General features: G+C 48.4%; 10 protein-coding genes, 21 tRNA genes and 1 riboswitch. Of the genes, 1 reads left to right on the top strand and 30 read right to left on the bottom strand.

Annotation, left to right across the window (positions count from 1 at the left end; translation table 11 throughout):
* Window positions 1-3: 3 nt before the first annotated feature.
* Genes CS921_RS00155 through CS921_RS00135 form a run of 5 tightly spaced genes read right to left on the bottom strand, consistent with a single transcriptional unit; the run spans window position 4 to window position 6,209 of the window.
* The gene (locus CS921_RS00155; protein ID WP_099220910.1) at window positions 4-1,440 is read right to left on the bottom strand and encodes an o-succinylbenzoate--CoA ligase; all 1,437 of its coding nucleotides are present in this window, start codon (window positions 1,438-1,440) and stop codon (window positions 4-6) included.
* A gap of 19 nt (window positions 1,441-1,459) precedes the next feature.
* The gene (menB, locus tag CS921_RS00150; RefSeq protein ID WP_099220908.1) at window positions 1,460-2,278 is read right to left on the bottom strand and encodes a 1,4-dihydroxy-2-naphthoyl-CoA synthase; all 819 of its coding nucleotides are present in this window, start codon (window positions 2,276-2,278) and stop codon (window positions 1,460-1,462) included.
* A gap of 13 nt (window positions 2,279-2,291) precedes the next feature.
* The gene (menH, locus tag CS921_RS00145) at window positions 2,292-3,089 is read right to left on the bottom strand and encodes a 2-succinyl-6-hydroxy-2,4-cyclohexadiene-1-carboxylate synthase (protein ID WP_099220906.1); all 798 of its coding nucleotides are present in this window, start codon (window positions 3,087-3,089) and stop codon (window positions 2,292-2,294) included.
* The gene (menD, locus tag CS921_RS00140) at window positions 3,086-4,825 is read right to left on the bottom strand and encodes a 2-succinyl-5-enolpyruvyl-6-hydroxy-3-cyclohexene-1-carboxylic-acid synthase (protein WP_099220904.1); all 1,740 of its coding nucleotides are present in this window, start codon (window positions 4,823-4,825) and stop codon (window positions 3,086-3,088) included. Before menD ends, menH begins: the two co-directional genes overlap by 4 nt.
* Window positions 4,818-6,209 (bottom strand): isochorismate synthase, encoded by a 1,392-nt coding sequence (locus CS921_RS00135; protein ID WP_099220902.1) that lies wholly within the window; start codon window positions 6,207-6,209, stop codon window positions 4,818-4,820. The genes menD and CS921_RS00135 overlap by 8 nt, the downstream gene beginning before the upstream one ends.
* Window positions 6,210-6,365: 156 nt before the next feature.
* On the opposite strand from CS921_RS00135, the gene CS921_RS00130 reads away from it, so the two are divergent.
* Complete coding sequence (locus CS921_RS00130; protein WP_099220900.1) at window positions 6,366-7,304, top strand: 1,4-dihydroxy-2-naphthoate polyprenyltransferase; 939 nt, start codon at window positions 6,366-6,368, stop codon at window positions 7,302-7,304.
* A 42-nt stretch (window positions 7,305-7,346) separates the two neighbouring features.
* Here CS921_RS00130 and CS921_RS00125 read toward each other — a convergent pair whose 3' ends face one another.
* From CS921_RS00125 to CS921_RS00005, 25 genes are all read right to left on the bottom strand, one after another.
* The gene (locus CS921_RS00125) at window positions 7,347-9,212 is read right to left on the bottom strand and encodes a bifunctional homocysteine S-methyltransferase/methylenetetrahydrofolate reductase (RefSeq protein ID WP_099220898.1); all 1,866 of its coding nucleotides are present in this window, start codon (window positions 9,210-9,212) and stop codon (window positions 7,347-7,349) included.
* Entirely contained in the window at window positions 9,209-10,330 is a 1,122-nt protein-coding gene (locus tag CS921_RS00120; RefSeq protein ID WP_099220896.1) for an aminotransferase class I/II-fold pyridoxal phosphate-dependent enzyme, read from the bottom strand. Before CS921_RS00120 ends, CS921_RS00125 begins: the two co-directional genes overlap by 4 nt.
* 20 nt (window positions 10,331-10,350) lie before the next feature.
* On the bottom strand, window positions 10,351-12,627 hold the full coding sequence (gene metE / locus CS921_RS00115; protein ID WP_099221485.1) for a 5-methyltetrahydropteroyltriglutamate--homocysteine S-methyltransferase: 2,277 nt from the start codon (window positions 12,625-12,627) through the stop codon (window positions 10,351-10,353).
* A gap of 97 nt (window positions 12,628-12,724) precedes the next feature.
* Window positions 12,725-12,832: riboswitch (SAM riboswitch) on the bottom strand.
* 74 nt (window positions 12,833-12,906) lie between these two features.
* A complete protein-coding gene (locus CS921_RS00110; RefSeq protein WP_099220894.1) occupies window positions 12,907-14,061 on the bottom strand; it encodes an MFS transporter in 1,155 nt (384 codons plus the stop codon).
* A 78-nt stretch (window positions 14,062-14,139) separates the two neighbouring features.
* Window positions 14,140-14,211 (bottom strand) — tRNA-Glu (locus CS921_RS00105).
* Between the two features lie 2 nt (window positions 14,212-14,213).
* Window positions 14,214-14,304, bottom strand: a tRNA-Ser gene (locus CS921_RS00100).
* A gap of 30 nt (window positions 14,305-14,334) precedes the next feature.
* Window positions 14,335-14,407 (bottom strand) — tRNA-Asn (locus CS921_RS00095).
* 6 nt (window positions 14,408-14,413) lie between these two features.
* Window positions 14,414-14,487: transfer RNA gene (locus tag CS921_RS00090), tRNA-Ile, on the bottom strand.
* A gap of 12 nt (window positions 14,488-14,499) precedes the next feature.
* Window positions 14,500-14,570 (bottom strand) — tRNA-Gly (locus CS921_RS00085).
* Window positions 14,571-14,599: 29 nt separating this feature from the next.
* Window positions 14,600-14,672 (bottom strand) — tRNA-His (locus CS921_RS00080).
* Between the two features lie 15 nt (window positions 14,673-14,687).
* Window positions 14,688-14,760 (bottom strand) — tRNA-Phe (locus CS921_RS00075).
* A gap of 3 nt (window positions 14,761-14,763) precedes the next feature.
* Window positions 14,764-14,839, bottom strand: a tRNA-Asp gene (locus CS921_RS00070).
* A 10-nt stretch (window positions 14,840-14,849) separates the two neighbouring features.
* A tRNA-Met gene (locus CS921_RS00065) sits at window positions 14,850-14,923 on the bottom strand.
* Window positions 14,924-14,965: 42 nt separating this feature from the next.
* A tRNA-Ser gene (locus tag CS921_RS00060) sits at window positions 14,966-15,055 on the bottom strand.
* A 22-nt stretch (window positions 15,056-15,077) separates the two neighbouring features.
* Window positions 15,078-15,151: transfer RNA gene (locus tag CS921_RS00055), tRNA-Ile, on the bottom strand.
* Window positions 15,152-15,161: 10 nt separating this feature from the next.
* A tRNA-Met gene (locus CS921_RS00050) sits at window positions 15,162-15,235 on the bottom strand.
* Window positions 15,236-15,281: 46 nt separating this feature from the next.
* Window positions 15,282-15,354: transfer RNA gene (locus tag CS921_RS00045), tRNA-Ala, on the bottom strand.
* Window positions 15,355-15,368: 14 nt separating this feature from the next.
* Window positions 15,369-15,445 (bottom strand) — tRNA-Pro (locus CS921_RS00040).
* A gap of 6 nt (window positions 15,446-15,451) precedes the next feature.
* Window positions 15,452-15,525 (bottom strand) — tRNA-Arg (locus tag CS921_RS00035).
* Between the two features lie 15 nt (window positions 15,526-15,540).
* A tRNA-Leu gene (locus CS921_RS00030) sits at window positions 15,541-15,626 on the bottom strand.
* Between the two features lie 21 nt (window positions 15,627-15,647).
* Window positions 15,648-15,719: transfer RNA gene (locus CS921_RS00025), tRNA-Gly, on the bottom strand.
* Window positions 15,720-15,736: 17 nt separating this feature from the next.
* Window positions 15,737-15,818, bottom strand: a tRNA-Leu gene (locus CS921_RS00020).
* 5 nt (window positions 15,819-15,823) lie between these two features.
* Window positions 15,824-15,896: transfer RNA gene (locus CS921_RS00015), tRNA-Lys, on the bottom strand.
* 29 nt (window positions 15,897-15,925) lie between these two features.
* Window positions 15,926-16,001: transfer RNA gene (locus tag CS921_RS00010), tRNA-Thr, on the bottom strand.
* 7 nt (window positions 16,002-16,008) lie between these two features.
* Window positions 16,009-16,084 (bottom strand) — tRNA-Val (locus tag CS921_RS00005).
* Between the last annotated feature and the right edge of the window lie 24 nt (window positions 16,085-16,108).

The following is a 16,108-nucleotide window of genomic DNA, read 5'->3' as shown; positions in this document are numbered from 1 at the left end:
CAGTTATTCTTTCAAAAGATGCCGCTGGATTTTCCCAGAAGCCGTTTTCGGTAAACTTTCCCGATGATAAAAAGCTTTAGGCACTTTAAAATGAGCCAGTCGCTCCCGTAAATAAGCCGTCAGCTCCGCCTCATTCAGCGTCTCCCCCGTATAAAAAGCAATCGGCACTTCTCCCCATTCAGGATCCTTCTTCCCGACAACAGCGACCTCATTTATCCCATCAAGGTCAAGCAGTAGATGCTCAATCTCGGTTGGATAAATATTCTCCCCACCGGAAATAATCAAATCCTTCCGCCGATCGGATACATACAAATACCCCTCATCGTCCAAATAACCAATATCGCCCGTTTTAAACCAGTCGCCATCCATTGCCGCGCGGGTTGCCGCCGGATCGTCCAAGTAACCCGGCGTGATATTCGGCCCGGTAAGCTCGATCTCACCAAGGACAAATGGTGCCGCAGATCTCCCGTCTTTTTGAATGCGAATCTCAACCGGAAAAAGCGCCTGACCAGAGGAACCAATCTTTTGCATCGCTTTTTCTTTTTGTAGCGTTACAACCTGCGAAGCCGTTTCCGTCATGCCAAACGACTGCACAAGCGGGATATTTCGCTCTAAACACCTTCTGACAAGCTCTTTCGGTGCCGCACTTCCGCCAAGAAGCATGATTTTCAAGCGATCATGAAAGCCGCCTTCTGAAATATCCAGCAACCGCTTGACCATTGCCATCACAACAGAAATGTGGGTGATTCGGCCACTTTTAAGGAGCACCGCCACCCTTTCCGGATCAAATTTTTCCTCCAGATAGACCGGAATCCCGTAAATCACACTGCGCATTAAAATCGACAAGCCGCTGATATGGAAAATCGGCACCACGCACAGCCAGGCATCCTGTTCCGGCTCCAAGCCAAGATTGAGCATCGAACCTACACTGCTGAAAAAATGATTCCGGTACGTCTGCATGACCCCCTTCGGTCGACCGGTCGTGCCAGATGTATACATCACCGAACAGACATCCGTTTCAAGAAGCGTTGGAACCGGCCGTTCAGAAATAGGCTCGATCGCCGCCAGTTCGGCAAATGAATAGCAGGAAATGTCCTGACCTTCCCTCAAAACCGCAAACGTCTCGTCATAAAGAAGGCAAGCGGCTTTGCTTTGCCCCACTTGATAGGCCATTTCTTCCCGGCTTAGTCGAGGATTGAGAAAAACCGCCACCGCCCCCAGCAACTGCAAGGCATGGATCACGATGACCATCTCAGGTGTATTTTTCCCAAGCAGTGCCACACGGGTATGCGCGCCGACGCCCAGTTTATTCAACTCACGGGCCGCCCGATCAGCCGCCTGATAGAGCGCTGTAAAACTGATTGTTTCTTCTTTGAAAACGAGCGCCGTTTTCTCTCCGGAAAGCCGCGCTCGTTTTTCTAGCCAATTCACATGATTCATCTATTTTTACACCCCAAAATCAAGGGAATTTCGGAAACTGATCAAAGTCAGGATCCCGTTTTTCTTTAAAAGCATCGCGACCTTCTTTAGCTTCGTCCGTTGTGTAGTAAAGCAGCGTCGCGTCACCGGCAAGCTGTTGGATACCTGCCAGACCATCTGTATCCGCATTAAATGCCGCCTTGATGAAGCGTAGGGCTGTTGGACTCTTCTTCAACATCTCTTTCGCCCAGGCAACCGTTTCATTTTCCAGTTCAGCTAGCGGCACGACCGTATTGATCCACCCCATGTCGAGCGCTTCTTCTGCTGTGTACTGACGGCACATGAACCACACTTCTTTCGCTTTCTTGTGCCCGATCACACGTGCCAAATAACCAGAACCATAGCCTGCATCAAAGCTGCCGACATTAGGGCCCGTTTGACCGAATTTGGCATTGTCCGCCGCAATCGTGATGTCACAAACGAGCTGCAAAACATTGCCGCCACCGATCGACCAGCCAGCAACCATGGCAATCACCGGTTTTGGAATAACGCGAATCAGCCGCTGCAAATCTAGGACGTTCAGACGCGGGATTTGATCTTCTCCCACATAGCCGCCATGACCGCGGACTTTTTGGTCACCACCCGAACAGAATGCCTTTTCGCCTTCCCCTGTCAAAATAATGACGCCCACTTTTTCATCATCGCGTGCCCGATTGAACGCATCGATCATTTCCATCACTGTTTTTGGCGTAAAAGCATTATGTACATGCGGACGATTGATGGTTACTTTTGCGATCCCTTCAAATGTTTCATATTTGATTTCCTGATACTCTTTTTCCATTTTCCATGCAAAACTCATGTTCATTTCTCCTTTATTTAAGGTTTTTCAACCATTGATTGATTATTTCTGCGGTTTTCTCCGATTGTTCCAAATGAACGGCATGTCCGGCATTCGGAATGAGAACATGCCGCCCATTAGAAAGCAGCGTCAGCATTTCCCGACTGATCTGCGTAAACTTGTCATCCAGCTCTCCGGTAATCAGAAGCACTGGAAAATGAAAATCTGCAAGCCGTTCCCAATAAGATGTTTGTGCACCAGTGCCCGTGTATTCAAGACTTCTTGCCAATCCTTCCGGCTGCTGCGCCAAACGTTCTTGTCGAATGCAGAGCTGCTGTTCATTGGGCAGCTGTTTTTGCGAAGCGAATAGGGACAAATTTTCCCATCGATCGGTAAACGCACGGATCCCATCTTGTCGAATCGTATCCGCAAGCGCCGCATCACTTTTCCTACGCGCCTCACGTTCCGCAGCCGTTTTTAGTCCTGGTGAGCTACCCAAAAGAACCAGCCCAGCCACACGATCGGGATAAGTCGCCGCAAAGGCTGTCCCAATCCTGCCACCCATCGAATAGCCGAGCACAACGACTTTTTGAATCTCCTGCTCATCTAAAAAAGCTACCAGCTGATGACAAATCGCTTCGACTGGGTAGTCTTCCGGTGAACCAATCCCCGTTTGTCCATGCCCCGGCAAATCCGGTAGCAAAAGACGCATCTTTTTAAATGCGGGGAAAAGAGCACGAAAGGTCTGATGGGTCCCCGTAAAGCCATGCAGCATCAAAACGACCGGTTCCGCGCTTTTCAGACCGCACGCTTGGATGGCTAAACGACTCATTCCGACGCCATCCGAATCGCTTCGTCAATTTGCTGCCATAACGCCTGGTGGTCCGCCGTATTCCCATGTCGATTCGTTTTCACTTCGATAATATCCAGCCCTTTGTGATAATTCGCCTGATCCAGCGCATCTTCCAGCTGTTCATAGTTTTTCACTTCATGGTAATCGCCCTCATAAAGAGCGGCCGCATAGCGAAAATCTAAATCGGTGGCTGTGCCAAATAAAGTTTCAAAATACTTGGCTTCCTTTTGCTGCGGCAAGAAAGAAAAAATACCGCCACCATTATTATTGACTACAATGATCGTTACATTGAGCCGATATTTTTTCGCCATTAAAAGACCATTTAGATCATGATAGAAGGACAAATCGCCTAAAAGAAGATAGAGCGGCTGCAGCACGGTACTTGCGCCAAGTGCTGCTGAAACAACACCATCAATCCCATTTGCCCCGCGGTTGGCCAACATACGAATCTTCTTCTTCGTTTGCGGAAAATAGGTATCCACATCACGAATTGACATACTGTTGCCGATAAAAAAGCCCGACTGATCTGGAATCGCCTCCCGGATTGCCTGTACAACTGCCCCTTCTTCCAAATTGCCCGTCGTCATTCTTTCCTGCAAGACCGCTCGACTGATCCGGTTCAGTCCCTGCCATTTGTACAACCAGTCGACCGGTTTTTCTTCCGGCCATTTGTTCAGCAACTCTTCAATCAGAAAGCGCTCGTCACAGTGGATCATGTCTGTCACCGCTTTAATCGGATCGCGCCATGCAGCACCAGGATCCACCACGAAGAAGCGAGTGTCGGTCAGACTTTCCAGCCAAATTTTAAGCGGCTTCGAGACCGGCATCGCACCAAAACGAATCACGATCTCCGGCTGCATCTCAGCCAAATGAGCCGGATTTTTCATCAACGCATCATACTGGTCGATGACGAGTTCATCCAGCGTCCCATATGACCTGAGCCCCGAAAGTGGATCCGCCAGAATCGGCCAGCCTAATTTGCGTGCCAACTGTACAAACGGTTCATCCAATTCCTTCTTATTGATAGGCCCCACGATTAGCAGCCCTTTTTTCCCTGCACAATCTTTGACCATCCGCTCGATTGCATGCGTTTCAAGCACCTCATGCGTGTAATAAATATGCACATGATGCCGTTTCTTATCCGTTGCAGCAAACGGCGATGGGTCAAGCACAGGCAACAGCGGCTCACGCAATGGGAAATTCAGATGAACCGGTCCGCGCGGCGTTTTCATAGCCAAATCGACTGCCCGGCTGCCATGCCATTTTGCATACTGCAAGAGTTCCGGCTGGTTTTCCGGGATCGCCATATCGGTAAAATCTTTTACATGGGAACCAAACAAATGAATCTGGTCCATCGCCTGAGGTGCCCCAACGCCGCGCAGTTCATGCGGCCGATCAGCTGTCAGCACGATAAGCGGCACTTGTGACAAGTTGGCCTCCGCCACAGCTGGAAAATAATTGGCAGCAGCCGTCCCGCTTGTACATAGCAAAACGACTGGACGTTTTGAACTTTTCGCAATCCCGAGTGCAAAAAAGCCCGCCGAACGCTCATCCACATCCACATATACTTTTAAAGTTGGGTGTTCGGCAAAAAGTAGCGCAAGTGGTGTCGAACGCGATCCCGGACTGATGATGGCTTCTTTTACGCCAGCCTGTACCAGCTCTTCCGTGAAAGCACTCAGATAATCTGTCATAATTTGCGCATGGTTACTCATGTTCCATTCCTCCTAGTACGCGTAGCATTGGTTGAAATTTCATTTTTGTTTCTTTTAATTCATCTTCCGGTACTGAATCCGCCACAATCCCACAGCCTGCAAATAATACGCCCATCGCATCAATAATCAGCCCTGAACGAATCGCCACCGCAAACTCCCCTTCAAAATCGGGGTCAATAAAGCCGATTGGCGCCCCGTAAAAACCGCGATCATTCTTTTCTTTCATCCGAATGACAGCAAGCGCTAATTTTTGCGGAAGTCCGCCAAGTGCAGGCGTTGGATGAAGCGCCTCAACAACCGCCAGCAAATTGGTATCCGGCTTAATTTTCGCATGAACATTCATATATAAATGCTGAATATCACGATTTTTCAAAAGTACCGGCTCACTCGAAAGCGATAACTCACTTGCAAATTGTTTAAATGTCGCTTCAATCATTTCCACCACAAAATGATGCTCTCGCAAGTTTTTGCCATCCTTCAAAAGGGCCTGACCAAGCTGTTCATCCTCAGCTTCCGTCGTTCCCCGCGGCGCAGAACCCGCTACACAAGAAGAATGCAACTCGCCGTCTGCCAGGGAAACCAAGCGTTCAGGCGTCGCACCAAAGAATACGGCCGAACCATTTTCCAGCACAAAGAAGTAGCTATTTTCCTGTGTAGCAAGCATCTGTTCTAAAATCGCCCCGCTGTCCACCTGTGAGGTAAAGCGCATCCCCATTCGCCGAGCCAAAACAACCTTATGAAGCTCTTCCGATTCCTGAATCAGGTCGATCACTTCACGCGCAGAATCCAAAAAGTGTTCCGGCTCAAGCTCCCGAACAGCCGCCAGCGAATGGATTTCAAGCTTAGGCAGCGGACTATGAATAATTTTTTCCCACTGATTGCAGACCGCTTCGCATTTTGAATACTCATCATCTATATATACGGGAAAGTTGACGGTTAAATATTGGGCATCTTGTCGCTCTGTCAGCATAAAAAGCGGCAGATAAAACAGACCATCTTTAAAACTTTGCCATTCCTTATCCGTCTCTCGCTCAGGATCAAAAGAAAAGCCGCCAAAATAGAGCGGACCAGTCTCTTTCACTGTCGCATTGGTCACTGTGTCACGTTTTAACAGTTTGACTCGTTCCGCAAGTTCCAGATAGGCATCTTTTGTTTGATCAGCAAGAAATTGCTTGGTGACACCGAGGCCCGCCATTTTTAAAGTTTTATCCGGATTCTGCCAGTAAAAACGCTCACCAGCAAAATGTGTCTTCGCTTTTTGAAACAATTCCTTTGGTGACACATCCCGAGATAAGGTCGTCACAAAACTGAGAAGCGCCGGCTGATCTTTAGAAGCATGTCTTTTTGCCTGATCGAATAAGGCTTCGGGTAATGTAATCCCCATTCTTATCTACTCTCCTTTAACTAACACACCTTTCATTATATCAAAATCCCACATAAGGTGCTTGTTTCCTGCATTATTTAACAGTTTATTCATTGACGAAACGCCATTTATTCCCTAAAATTGAAAATGAACGTCATGATAAAAGGAGAGAAATTTATGGCAGCTGCCTCAAAACAAAGACTCAAAAAGCAATCCGGCTTGAAAAAATGGTGGGTTCTTCTTCGGCCACATACGCTGGTTGCTTCCTTTATGCCCGTTTTTCTAGGAACGGCTGTGGCAATGAGCTACGCAAATTTTCATTTTACCCGCTTTCTCGTCATGCTGATTGCTTGTTTTTTCATCCAGACTTCCACCAATCTTTTCAATGAATACTATGATTACAAAAGAGGCCAGGATGATGAGCACACAGTCGGTAATGGCGGCGCGATCGTGCGCAATGGCATCCGCCCAGGATTCGTGATGTTTCTTGCACTCCTGCTTTATTTACTCGCCATTCTGTGCGGCATCTATCTCTCCATGCAAACCAACTGGTATGTTGGACTTCTTGGCGCCATCTGCATGCTTGTCGGCTTCCTTTATACCGGTGGCCCCTATCCGATCGCCTATACGCCACTTGGTGAAATCATGTCCGGCTTCTTTATGGGCGGCGTCATCACCTTTATCTCTTTCTATATTCAGGCTGAATTTATTGGCGCGAATATCGTCTATATCTCCATTCCAATCATGGTCCTTGTCGGCAATCTCCTACTTGCCAACAGCATCCGTGACATGGTGCCAGATAAAGAGAACGGTCGTCTGACACTCGCCATTTTGCTTGGCAGAAAAGGTGCGCTGGCTCTTTTCATTCTTGCCTATGTGTTCAGCTATGTCTTTGAACTTTCGCTCATTTTCTGGCTGGATGCACCCATCTGGACCCTTTTGATCCTACTAAGCTTACCAGCGGCGATTCGTTCCGTCAGACGCTTTATCGGACAAACGGAGCCTTACCTGATGATCCCAGCCATGCGTTCCACCTCAAAAGCGCTGATGCTTTTTGGCTTGACACTTGCCATCAGCTATCTTCTCAGCTTGCTAAGTAAAAGTCTCTTTATGTAAAAAAAGCGCGCAAAATCTTGTTTCAGATTTTGCGCGCTTTTCTTATACGTGGATCTGCTGCGAGTGAGTCTGTACAGTAGTTTTACTCTTAATATACTCCGTCAAGCTTACCGAAAGATCATACCGCAGAAATGGCGTAATCAGGTAAATCCCGTGATAATCGTCCATAATGGCATCAATCATCTCTCGAGCAATCTGCAAGCCTTCCTCTGCCGCACGTCCCTCTGCCTCTGCAATCCGCATCCGTTCCCGCACCTCTTCCGTCAGCCGAATCCCCGGTACCTCATGATGAAGAAACTCCGCATTGCGACTTGAAAGAAGCGGCATCACGCCGATAAAGATGGGGACATCCTGCAGCTGCTCTTTCTCTAAAGCTTTCTTTAAAATCTGCACCTTCTCTGGATCATAGATAGGCTGTGTAATGATATAATCCGCCCCGTAGTCCACTTTCCGTTTGATCAAACGAACCGCTTTCTCGACATTGGCCACATTCGGATTGAAAGCCGCCGCCACCTGGAACTGTGCCTTTTCCTTGAGCGAAGCACCAGTATAAGAAAGACCTTGATTGAATTTTTTGATCAGTTGAAGCAGCTCGACTGAACGGACATCAAAAACCGACGTAGCCCCCGGAAAATCCCCCACTTTTGTTGGATCCCCCGTAATCGCCAAAATATCGTGCAGCCCCAGTTTGTGAAACCCCATAATATGCGAATGAAGCCCCACCAAATTATGATCCCGCGTCGTCAAATGAACAAGCGGCTCAATGTCATATTGATATTTCAAAATAGCAGCAATCGCCATATTACTGATCCGCGGCGTCGCAAGTGAATTATCCGACAGCGTCAGCGCATCCACACCGGCCTCTTGCAAAGCTTTTGCCCCTTGGAAAAATTTATCCGTATCAAAGGTCCGTGGCGGGTCCAGCTCGACGAGGATAGTCGGCCTTGTTTTCACCTTGTCGAGCAGTCGTTCCCGATCTTCCGTTTGACTTTCCAGAGAAACGGCTTCTGGCAATACGCGAACCTCCTTCTCTGTCACCGGCTCAAGCGACTCTAGCCCCTTCCGGAAAGCCCGAATATGATCCGGCGTTGTCCCGCAGCATCCGCCAAGCAACCTCACTCCCTGCTGCCGAAAAACCTCCGCATAGCGTTCAAAATAATCTTCTTCCGCCTGATACACCACTTTGCCGTCCTGCACCTCTGGCAAGCTGGCGTTAGGATAAGCCGCCAAATAGCCCTTCTCCGGAATAGGCACCGTTTCGAGCGCTTTCGCCATGTGATACGGACCCAGCCGACAGTTGACACCCACGACATCTGCCCCTAGTGCCAAAAGCTCATCCAGTGCATCCGAAAGCCGCTCGCCAGATTGGAGAATTCCGGCCTCATGCATCGAAACATTGGCCACCACCGGCAGATCCGTCGTTTCACGCACAATTTTCAGTACCGTCTTCAATTCATGGAAGTCATAGTAGGTCTCAAGTAAAAGCGCATCGACCCCTTCCAGCAAAAAACAGTAGAGCTGCTCTCGAAAGCTGCGTTTGATCTCCTCCAGCGGTGAAGCCTCCGAAAGCGAATCCGTCGCGCCACCAATCCCGCCGATCGTACCAAAAATATAAGTGCCCGTTCCGCGCGCCGCCTCCTTGGCAATTTTGATCGCCGCCTGGTTGATCCGCTTCACTTCATCCTGAAGACCATACCGTGCCAGCTTCAAATAATTCGCCCCGTATGTATTGGTTTGAATAACATCACAGCCAGCCCCAATATAGGCCTGATGAATCGCCTTAATTTCTTCCGGATGTGTCAGATTAAGCTCATCAAACGACCGGTCCACCCCGTAAGAATAGAGCAGCGTCCCCATCGCTCCGTCCGCCAGCAAGATCTTCTCACTTAAATCTTTTCTCAGATTCATCGAGCTCCCACCTCCGCTTCCACTTTGGCAAGCCCCTGCGAAAGATCCGCAATCAAGTCCTGCTTGGCTTCAATCCCCACAGAAAGCCGAACCAGCTGATTCGTAAGTCCATAAGCATCGCGCACATCTTTTGGAATATCCGCATGCGTCTGCGTGGCCGGATACGTAATCAGACTCTCCACACCGCCCAAGCTTTCCGCAAAAGTAAACAACTCCAACGCCCGAAGCAGCGGCGAAACTAATTTTTCATCCTGAATATAAAAACTGATCATCCCGCCCTTGCCCGGATAGAGCACCTGCTGAACAAGTGGATGTTCCGCTAAGAACGCCGCCACTGCCCGCGCATTTTCCTGATGCTGTTTCATCCGCAAGTACAGCGTTTTAAGCCCACGAATAAGTAGCCAACAATCAAATGGCGCCAGCACACAGCCGATCGCATTCAATGTCTCTTCATAAAAAGCAGCCAGCGTAGGATCTTTGACAATAACTGCCCCTGCCAGAACATCATTATGTCCACCCAGATATTTCGTCGCGCTGTGAAGCACAATATCCGCCCCGAGAGCAAGCGGCTGCTGGAAGACTGGCGTGTAGAACGTATTATCCACAATCAAAAGTAAGTGATGTTGTTTGGCAAACCGCGCCAGCTCCGCCAGATCAAGTTCTCGCATCAGCGGATTGGAAGGCGTCTCGATAAAGATGGCTTTTGATTCCGGCCGCACAAGCAAAGCTAAATCGCTCAGCGCACGACCGTCCCAATAACTGAATGAAATTTGATACTTGGCTTCAATTTGCCGAAAAAAGCGAAAGGAACCACCATACACATCTTGAATACTAATGATATGATCCCCCGTCTGAAATTTTTCAAAAACCAGTTGAATGGCACTCATACCTGAACTTGTAGCAAAAGCCTGATAACCGCCCTCCAAAACAGCCAGCGCCTCCTGCAAAGCATCGCGTGTTGGATTGCCCGTTCGCGTATAATCAAATCCCGTCGAGCGACCAAGATCCTCATGGCGGTAAGCTGTCGAAAGATAAATCGGCATATTGACAGCACCCGTCTTTTCACATTTTTTATTGCCGATTTGCGCGACAATCGTCTCTTTTTCCAGCTTCACCATGTCGAATTCCTCCTTCTTTTCTATTTGGTCGTCACCTGATACGCATTTCTAATCTGAATCGTCGCCTCGACCATATCCTTCAAGGCCGCAATCGTTTCAGGCTCTTTCCGCGTTTTCAGCCCGCAATCCGGATTGATCCAAAACTGTTCAATCGGGATAACTCGAAGTGCCCGTTCAATATTTCCTTTAATCTCCTCGATCGTTGGTACACGTGGGCTATGAATATCATATACACCCAAGCCAATTTCTTTGTCATACGTGATTTCCTCAAAGGTTGAAACAATCTCCCCATGACTTCTGGAAGTTTCGATCGAGATAACATCTGCATCAAGCGCACTGATGGTTGCAATAATATCGTCAAATTCCGAATAACACATATGCGTATGAATCTGCGTATCATCTTGAACCGAAGTGGTCGTTAGTTTGAAACTATACACCGCATCCGCCAAGTACTTTTCCCAACGTTTCTTTTTAAGCGGCAATCCTTCCCGAAGCGCCGGCTCATCGACCTGAATAATCCGAATTCCGTTACGCTCCAATTCCTCTACTTCCTGCCGCAAAGCCAGTCCGATTTGATTCGCCACTTGATTTTTCGGAATGTCATCTCGAACAAAGCTCCAATTGATAATGGTAATCGGTGCCGTCAGCATCCCTTTCACCGGTTTTTCCGTTAGCGACTGCGCATAGACACTTTCTTTCACTGTAATCGGTTCGACAAATGCCACATCGCCATATACAAGTGGCGGACGAACCGCTCTCGAACCATAAGACTGCACCCAGCCGAATTTCGTCGCTTCAAAACCAGCCAATTTTTGACCAAAATATTCCACCATGTCCGTCCGTTCAAATTCACCGTGCACCAGAACATCTAAGCCGAGCTCTTCCTGAATCTTGATCCAACGCGCAATTTCCTGCTCGATATATGCCCCGTATGCCTCATCAGACAACTCTTTTTTCAACCAGGCCGAACGCTTTTGCCGAACCTCGCTGGATTGAGGAAAGCTCCCAATCGTCGTTGTCGGAAGCAGCGGCAGTTTCAGCCACGCGTGTTGCAACTTAATCCGCTCATCAAATGGTTGATTTCGCTCATTGACCAATTCAGGAAGCGCCTTAATCGCCGCCTCAACAGAAGCAATATTTCGTTCTGGAGAATGTTGGAGCGCCTCCCTTCCCACTTTAGCCTCCTCAAACGCCTCTTGATTTTTCCGACCGTTCAGCGCCTCTGTCAAAAGATGAATTTCCGTCAGCTTTTCATCCGCAAAACTCAACCCGTTTAACAGCAACTCCGAAAGATTGGTTTCACTTTGCTTCGTGATCGGCACATGGAGTAAAGACGAAGACGGCTGTAAAATTAAGCGATCCGCTGAAACCAGCTCCGTTAGCCCCTCAACAAATGCCAGCCGTTCAGCCAGATCCGCCCGCCAGACATTCCGACCATCAATGATCCCAGCCGCTAAATATTTATTTACCGGAAAACCGCTCTGCTTGATCTTCTCCAGCGACTCCCCAAAATCATGGACAAAATCAATCCCAACCCCATCGACTGGTAGCTCCACAATTTCGTCATAATAATCCAAACTTTCAAAATATGTTTGCAACAGGAATTTCGTATGCGGCGCCTTCTCCCGCAACCGTTGATAAACTTTTTCAAATAAAACCAATTCCTCTTTTGGAAAAGTTGTCGATAGGTACGGCTCATCAATCTGCAGCCACTGAACACCCGCTTCGTCCAGTTCCTCAATCAACTCTTCATATACCGGTAAAAAGCGGTCCAATAATCCTTCAAAATCCTGATAACCTTTCCCGAGCTTCAAATAGCTGATCGGCCCCAAAATCACCGGCTTCCCTTCAATCCCAAGCTCTTCTTTTGCCTCTAAGTAATACCGAAGCGCCCGATTGTCAACTAACTTTGGTGACGCACCCTCTAATTCCGGTACAATATAGTGATAATTCGTGTTATACCACTTAGTCATTTCAGATGCCACCTGCTCCTTCGTTCCCCGAGCAATCGCAAAATATGTATCCAGCGAATTCTCATTTGAAAAGCGTTTGGGCACAATGCCAAAGCTAACACTCGTATCCAGCACGTGATCATACAAACTAAAATCATTGACCGGAATCAAATCAATCCCCGCCTTTTGCTGTTTACGCAAATTATGCAGCCGAACTTGCTTCGTCTCAGCCAGCAGCTCATCAGCCGAACTTTGCCCACTCCAATAACGCTCCAATGCTTTTTTCCATTCCCGTTTTTCCCCAAGCCGCGGATACCCTAAATTTGAACTCAACACATTTGCCATTTTACACCATTCCTTTCCTGGTTCAGGCACGAAAAAACCTCCCTTTAAGAAAAGAGAGGTCCACGTCTTTGGCAAGATACACAAAGAATCTATCGCTCTCTTATCTCTCAAAGCATGACGCTTTGCAGGATTTAGCACCTTTTTCAAAAAATTGAAAGGTTGCTGGGTTTCATCGGGCCAGTCCCTCTACCACTCGTTATAAGAGTTTTTATAAAATTGTTAACAAAAAGTATTGAAGTCATCATATCACTTCTCACTAAAACTTGTCAATCATTATTTTTAGAAAACTTTTTTCTTTTGTTTGAAAAGGAGTAGACTGCCCAGCATCAAAAGAACCGCTACAGCCAGATAAAACGCTTGACCGCCAAGCCAGCCAATCAAGGTACCCGTTATCGTCGGGCCCAAAATGCTGCCCACACTAAAGCACATGCCCACCAAAATATTTCCAGCCGGCAAAAGCTCCACTGGCGTCAAATCCGTCATGTATGAGAGCCCCAGCGAATAGAGCGACCCAACCAATATTCCCAACATAAAGAAAATCAGCACAAAAAAGAAAAACTGATTTGCAAAAGTCGCCATCAAGAATACCAGCCCACCAAGACCGGTCAAAATTGGCAATACTTTTCCTCTCCCCAACCGATCACTTAAAATTCCAATCGGCACTTGAAAAAGAATCGTCCCCACCGAAAAAGAAGAAATAATCATGGTAATCATATACGTCGACAGCCCACTCCGCAGCCCGACAATCGGAAAAGTCGCATTAAGCGCCGTCTCCAAAACTCCATACAAAAACGGTGGTATCATAGCCACCCAAGCGAGCCTCCCCACTTCCGAAAAGCGCTTCATACTGCTTCCAAAAGACATTTTCCGAACCGTCTGCCCTTCCGCAATAAATTCATTCCTGAGAAGCCAAACCAAACTCCACGCCAGCAGCACCAAGACCCCCGAAAAGTAGAACGGAAAATCAGGACTAATAGCCGTCAAGTTGACCAGCTGCGGCCCAATCGCAAACCCTAACGAAAAAAACAGCCCATAGATCGCCATATTCCGACCACGTTTCGCCGGACTAGTCATTGCCCCAATCCAAGTCTGCGAAGAAAAGTGCAGCATATGATCCCCCACTCCAATCACCAGCCGTAAAGCAAACCAGAAGACCAGATTAAACCATATCGGAAATAGCAACAAGGCGAGCGCCACAAGAAAACCGCCGACTAAAATAATCGGCTTGTAGCCAAATCGATGCAGCGGCGCCTCAATAAATGGCGACACCAACAGAACGCCAATATAGATCCCCGTCGCATGCACCCCATTCAGTCCAGCACCAATCCCCTGCTCCTCAAAAATAATCGCAATCAGCGGCAACAACAGCCCCTGTGATAGACCCGATATCGCCACAACAATGGTCAAAATCCAAAACTTCCCTTTTGCCCGCATCCTGTCATTCCTTTCCCCATGCCTATTTCTATTTATAGAAAAAGAACAATATCCAAATGGATATTGTTCTTTTTAAAATGACCCGTACGGGATTCGAACCCGTGTTACCGCCGTGAAAGGGCGGTGTCTTAACCGCTTGACCAACGGGCCTCTGGCGGAGAAGGAGGGATTTGAACCCTCGCGCCGCGTTAACGACCTACACCCTTAGCAGGGGCGCCTCTTCAGCCACTTGAGTACTTCTCCATGCCTTACAAATTATATTGAAAATAGAAACTCCACAGGCAGGACTCGAACCTGCGACCGATCGGTTAACAGCCGATTGCTCTACCAACTGAGCTACTGTGGAATCAAGTGGGCCTAAATGGACTCGAACCATCGACCTCACGCTTATCAGGCGTGCGCTCTAACCAGCTGAGCTATAGGCCCATTTTCAACAAAAGCGGGTGAAGGGAATCGAACCCTCGACAACAGCTTGGAAGGCTGTGGTTTTACCACTAAACTACACCCGCATCATAATACAAATATTAAATTTTACAAGGGCGGATGATGGGAATCGAACCCACGCGTGTCGGAACCACAATCCGATGCGTTAACCACTTCGCCACACCCGCCATGATAACAAAGAGTGGCTTGGGACAGAATCGAACTGCCGACACCTTGAGCTTCAATCAAGTGCTCTACCAACTGAGCTACCAAGCCATATGGCGGTTCCGACGGGATTTGAACCCGCGATCTCCTGCGTGACAGGCAGGCATGTTAACCCCTACACCACGGAACCTTCTTTAAAATTGCGGGGACAGGATTTGAACCTGCGACCTTCGGGTTATGAGCCCGACGAGCTACCAGACTGCTCCACCCCGCGACAATAATATTTACGAGTCTTGAAGTCCACCAATCACGAAAACGGAGGAAGAGGGATTCGAACCCCCGCGCGGTATTACCCGCCTGTCGGTTTTCAAGACCGATCCCTTCAGCCAGACTTGGGTATTCCTCCACGATAATAAAAATGTGATAAGTGGACCTTGCAGGACTCGAACCTGCGACCGGACGGTTATGAGCCGTCTGCTCTAACCAACTGAGCTAAAGGTCCAAGTTAATGATAGCGGCGGAGGGAATCGAACCCACGACCTCTCGGGTATGAACCGAACGCTCTAGCCAGCTGAGCTACGCCGCCATGATAATAAACTATCAAAAACATCAAATGCAATTGTGAAAGACAGTGGAGCCTAGCGGGATCGAACCGCTGACCTCCTGCGTGCAAAGCAGGCGCTCTCCCAGCTGAGCTAAGGCCCCAAAAAGTTAAGAAATGGTCGGGAAGACAGGATTCGAACCTGCGACCCCTTGGTCCCAAACCAAGTGCTCTACCAAGCTGAGCTACTTCCCGTAAAAGCGCGCCCGAGAGGATTCGAACCTCTAACCGCTTGATTCGTAGTCAAGTACTCTATCCAGTTGAGCTACGGGCGCATAATTTTATTAAAGTGCCGAGGACCGGAATCGAACCGGTACGGATATCACTATCCGCAGGATTTTAAGTCCTGTGCGTCTGCCAGTTCCGCCACCCCGGCGTAATTAAGCAAAAAAATCTAAGCGGAAGACGGGGTTCGAACCCGCGACCCCCACCTTGGCAAGGTGATGTTCTACCACTGAACTACTTCCGCATATTTTTATAATAAAGTGCGGGTGAAGGGACTTGAACCCCCACGCCTTGCGGCGCCAGATCCTAAATCTGGTGCGTCTGCCAATTCCGCCACACCCGCAAAAGTGAGCCGTGCAGGGTTCGAACCTGCGACCCTCTGATTAAAAGTCAGATGCTCTACCAACTGAGCTAACGGCTCATTCTATGTTTATACATCATAAACAAGAATGGTGCCGGCTGCAAGAGTCGAACTCGCGACCTACTGATTACAAATCAGTTGCTCTACCAACTGAGCTAAGCCGGCAAAAAAATGGTGGAGGTTAACGGGATCGAACCGCTGACCCTCTGCTTGTAAGGCAGATGCTCTCCCAGCTGAGCTAAACCTCCATATATAAAACTTTGCCCGGCGGC

The organism is Listeria costaricensis (assembly GCF_900183385.1).
In the GTDB taxonomy this organism is placed as follows: Bacteria; Bacillota; Bacilli; order Lactobacillales; family Listeriaceae; genus Listeria; species Listeria costaricensis.
Note: the sequence above shows the minus strand (reverse complement) of the source record. Positions and strands in the feature narration are given on the sequence as shown.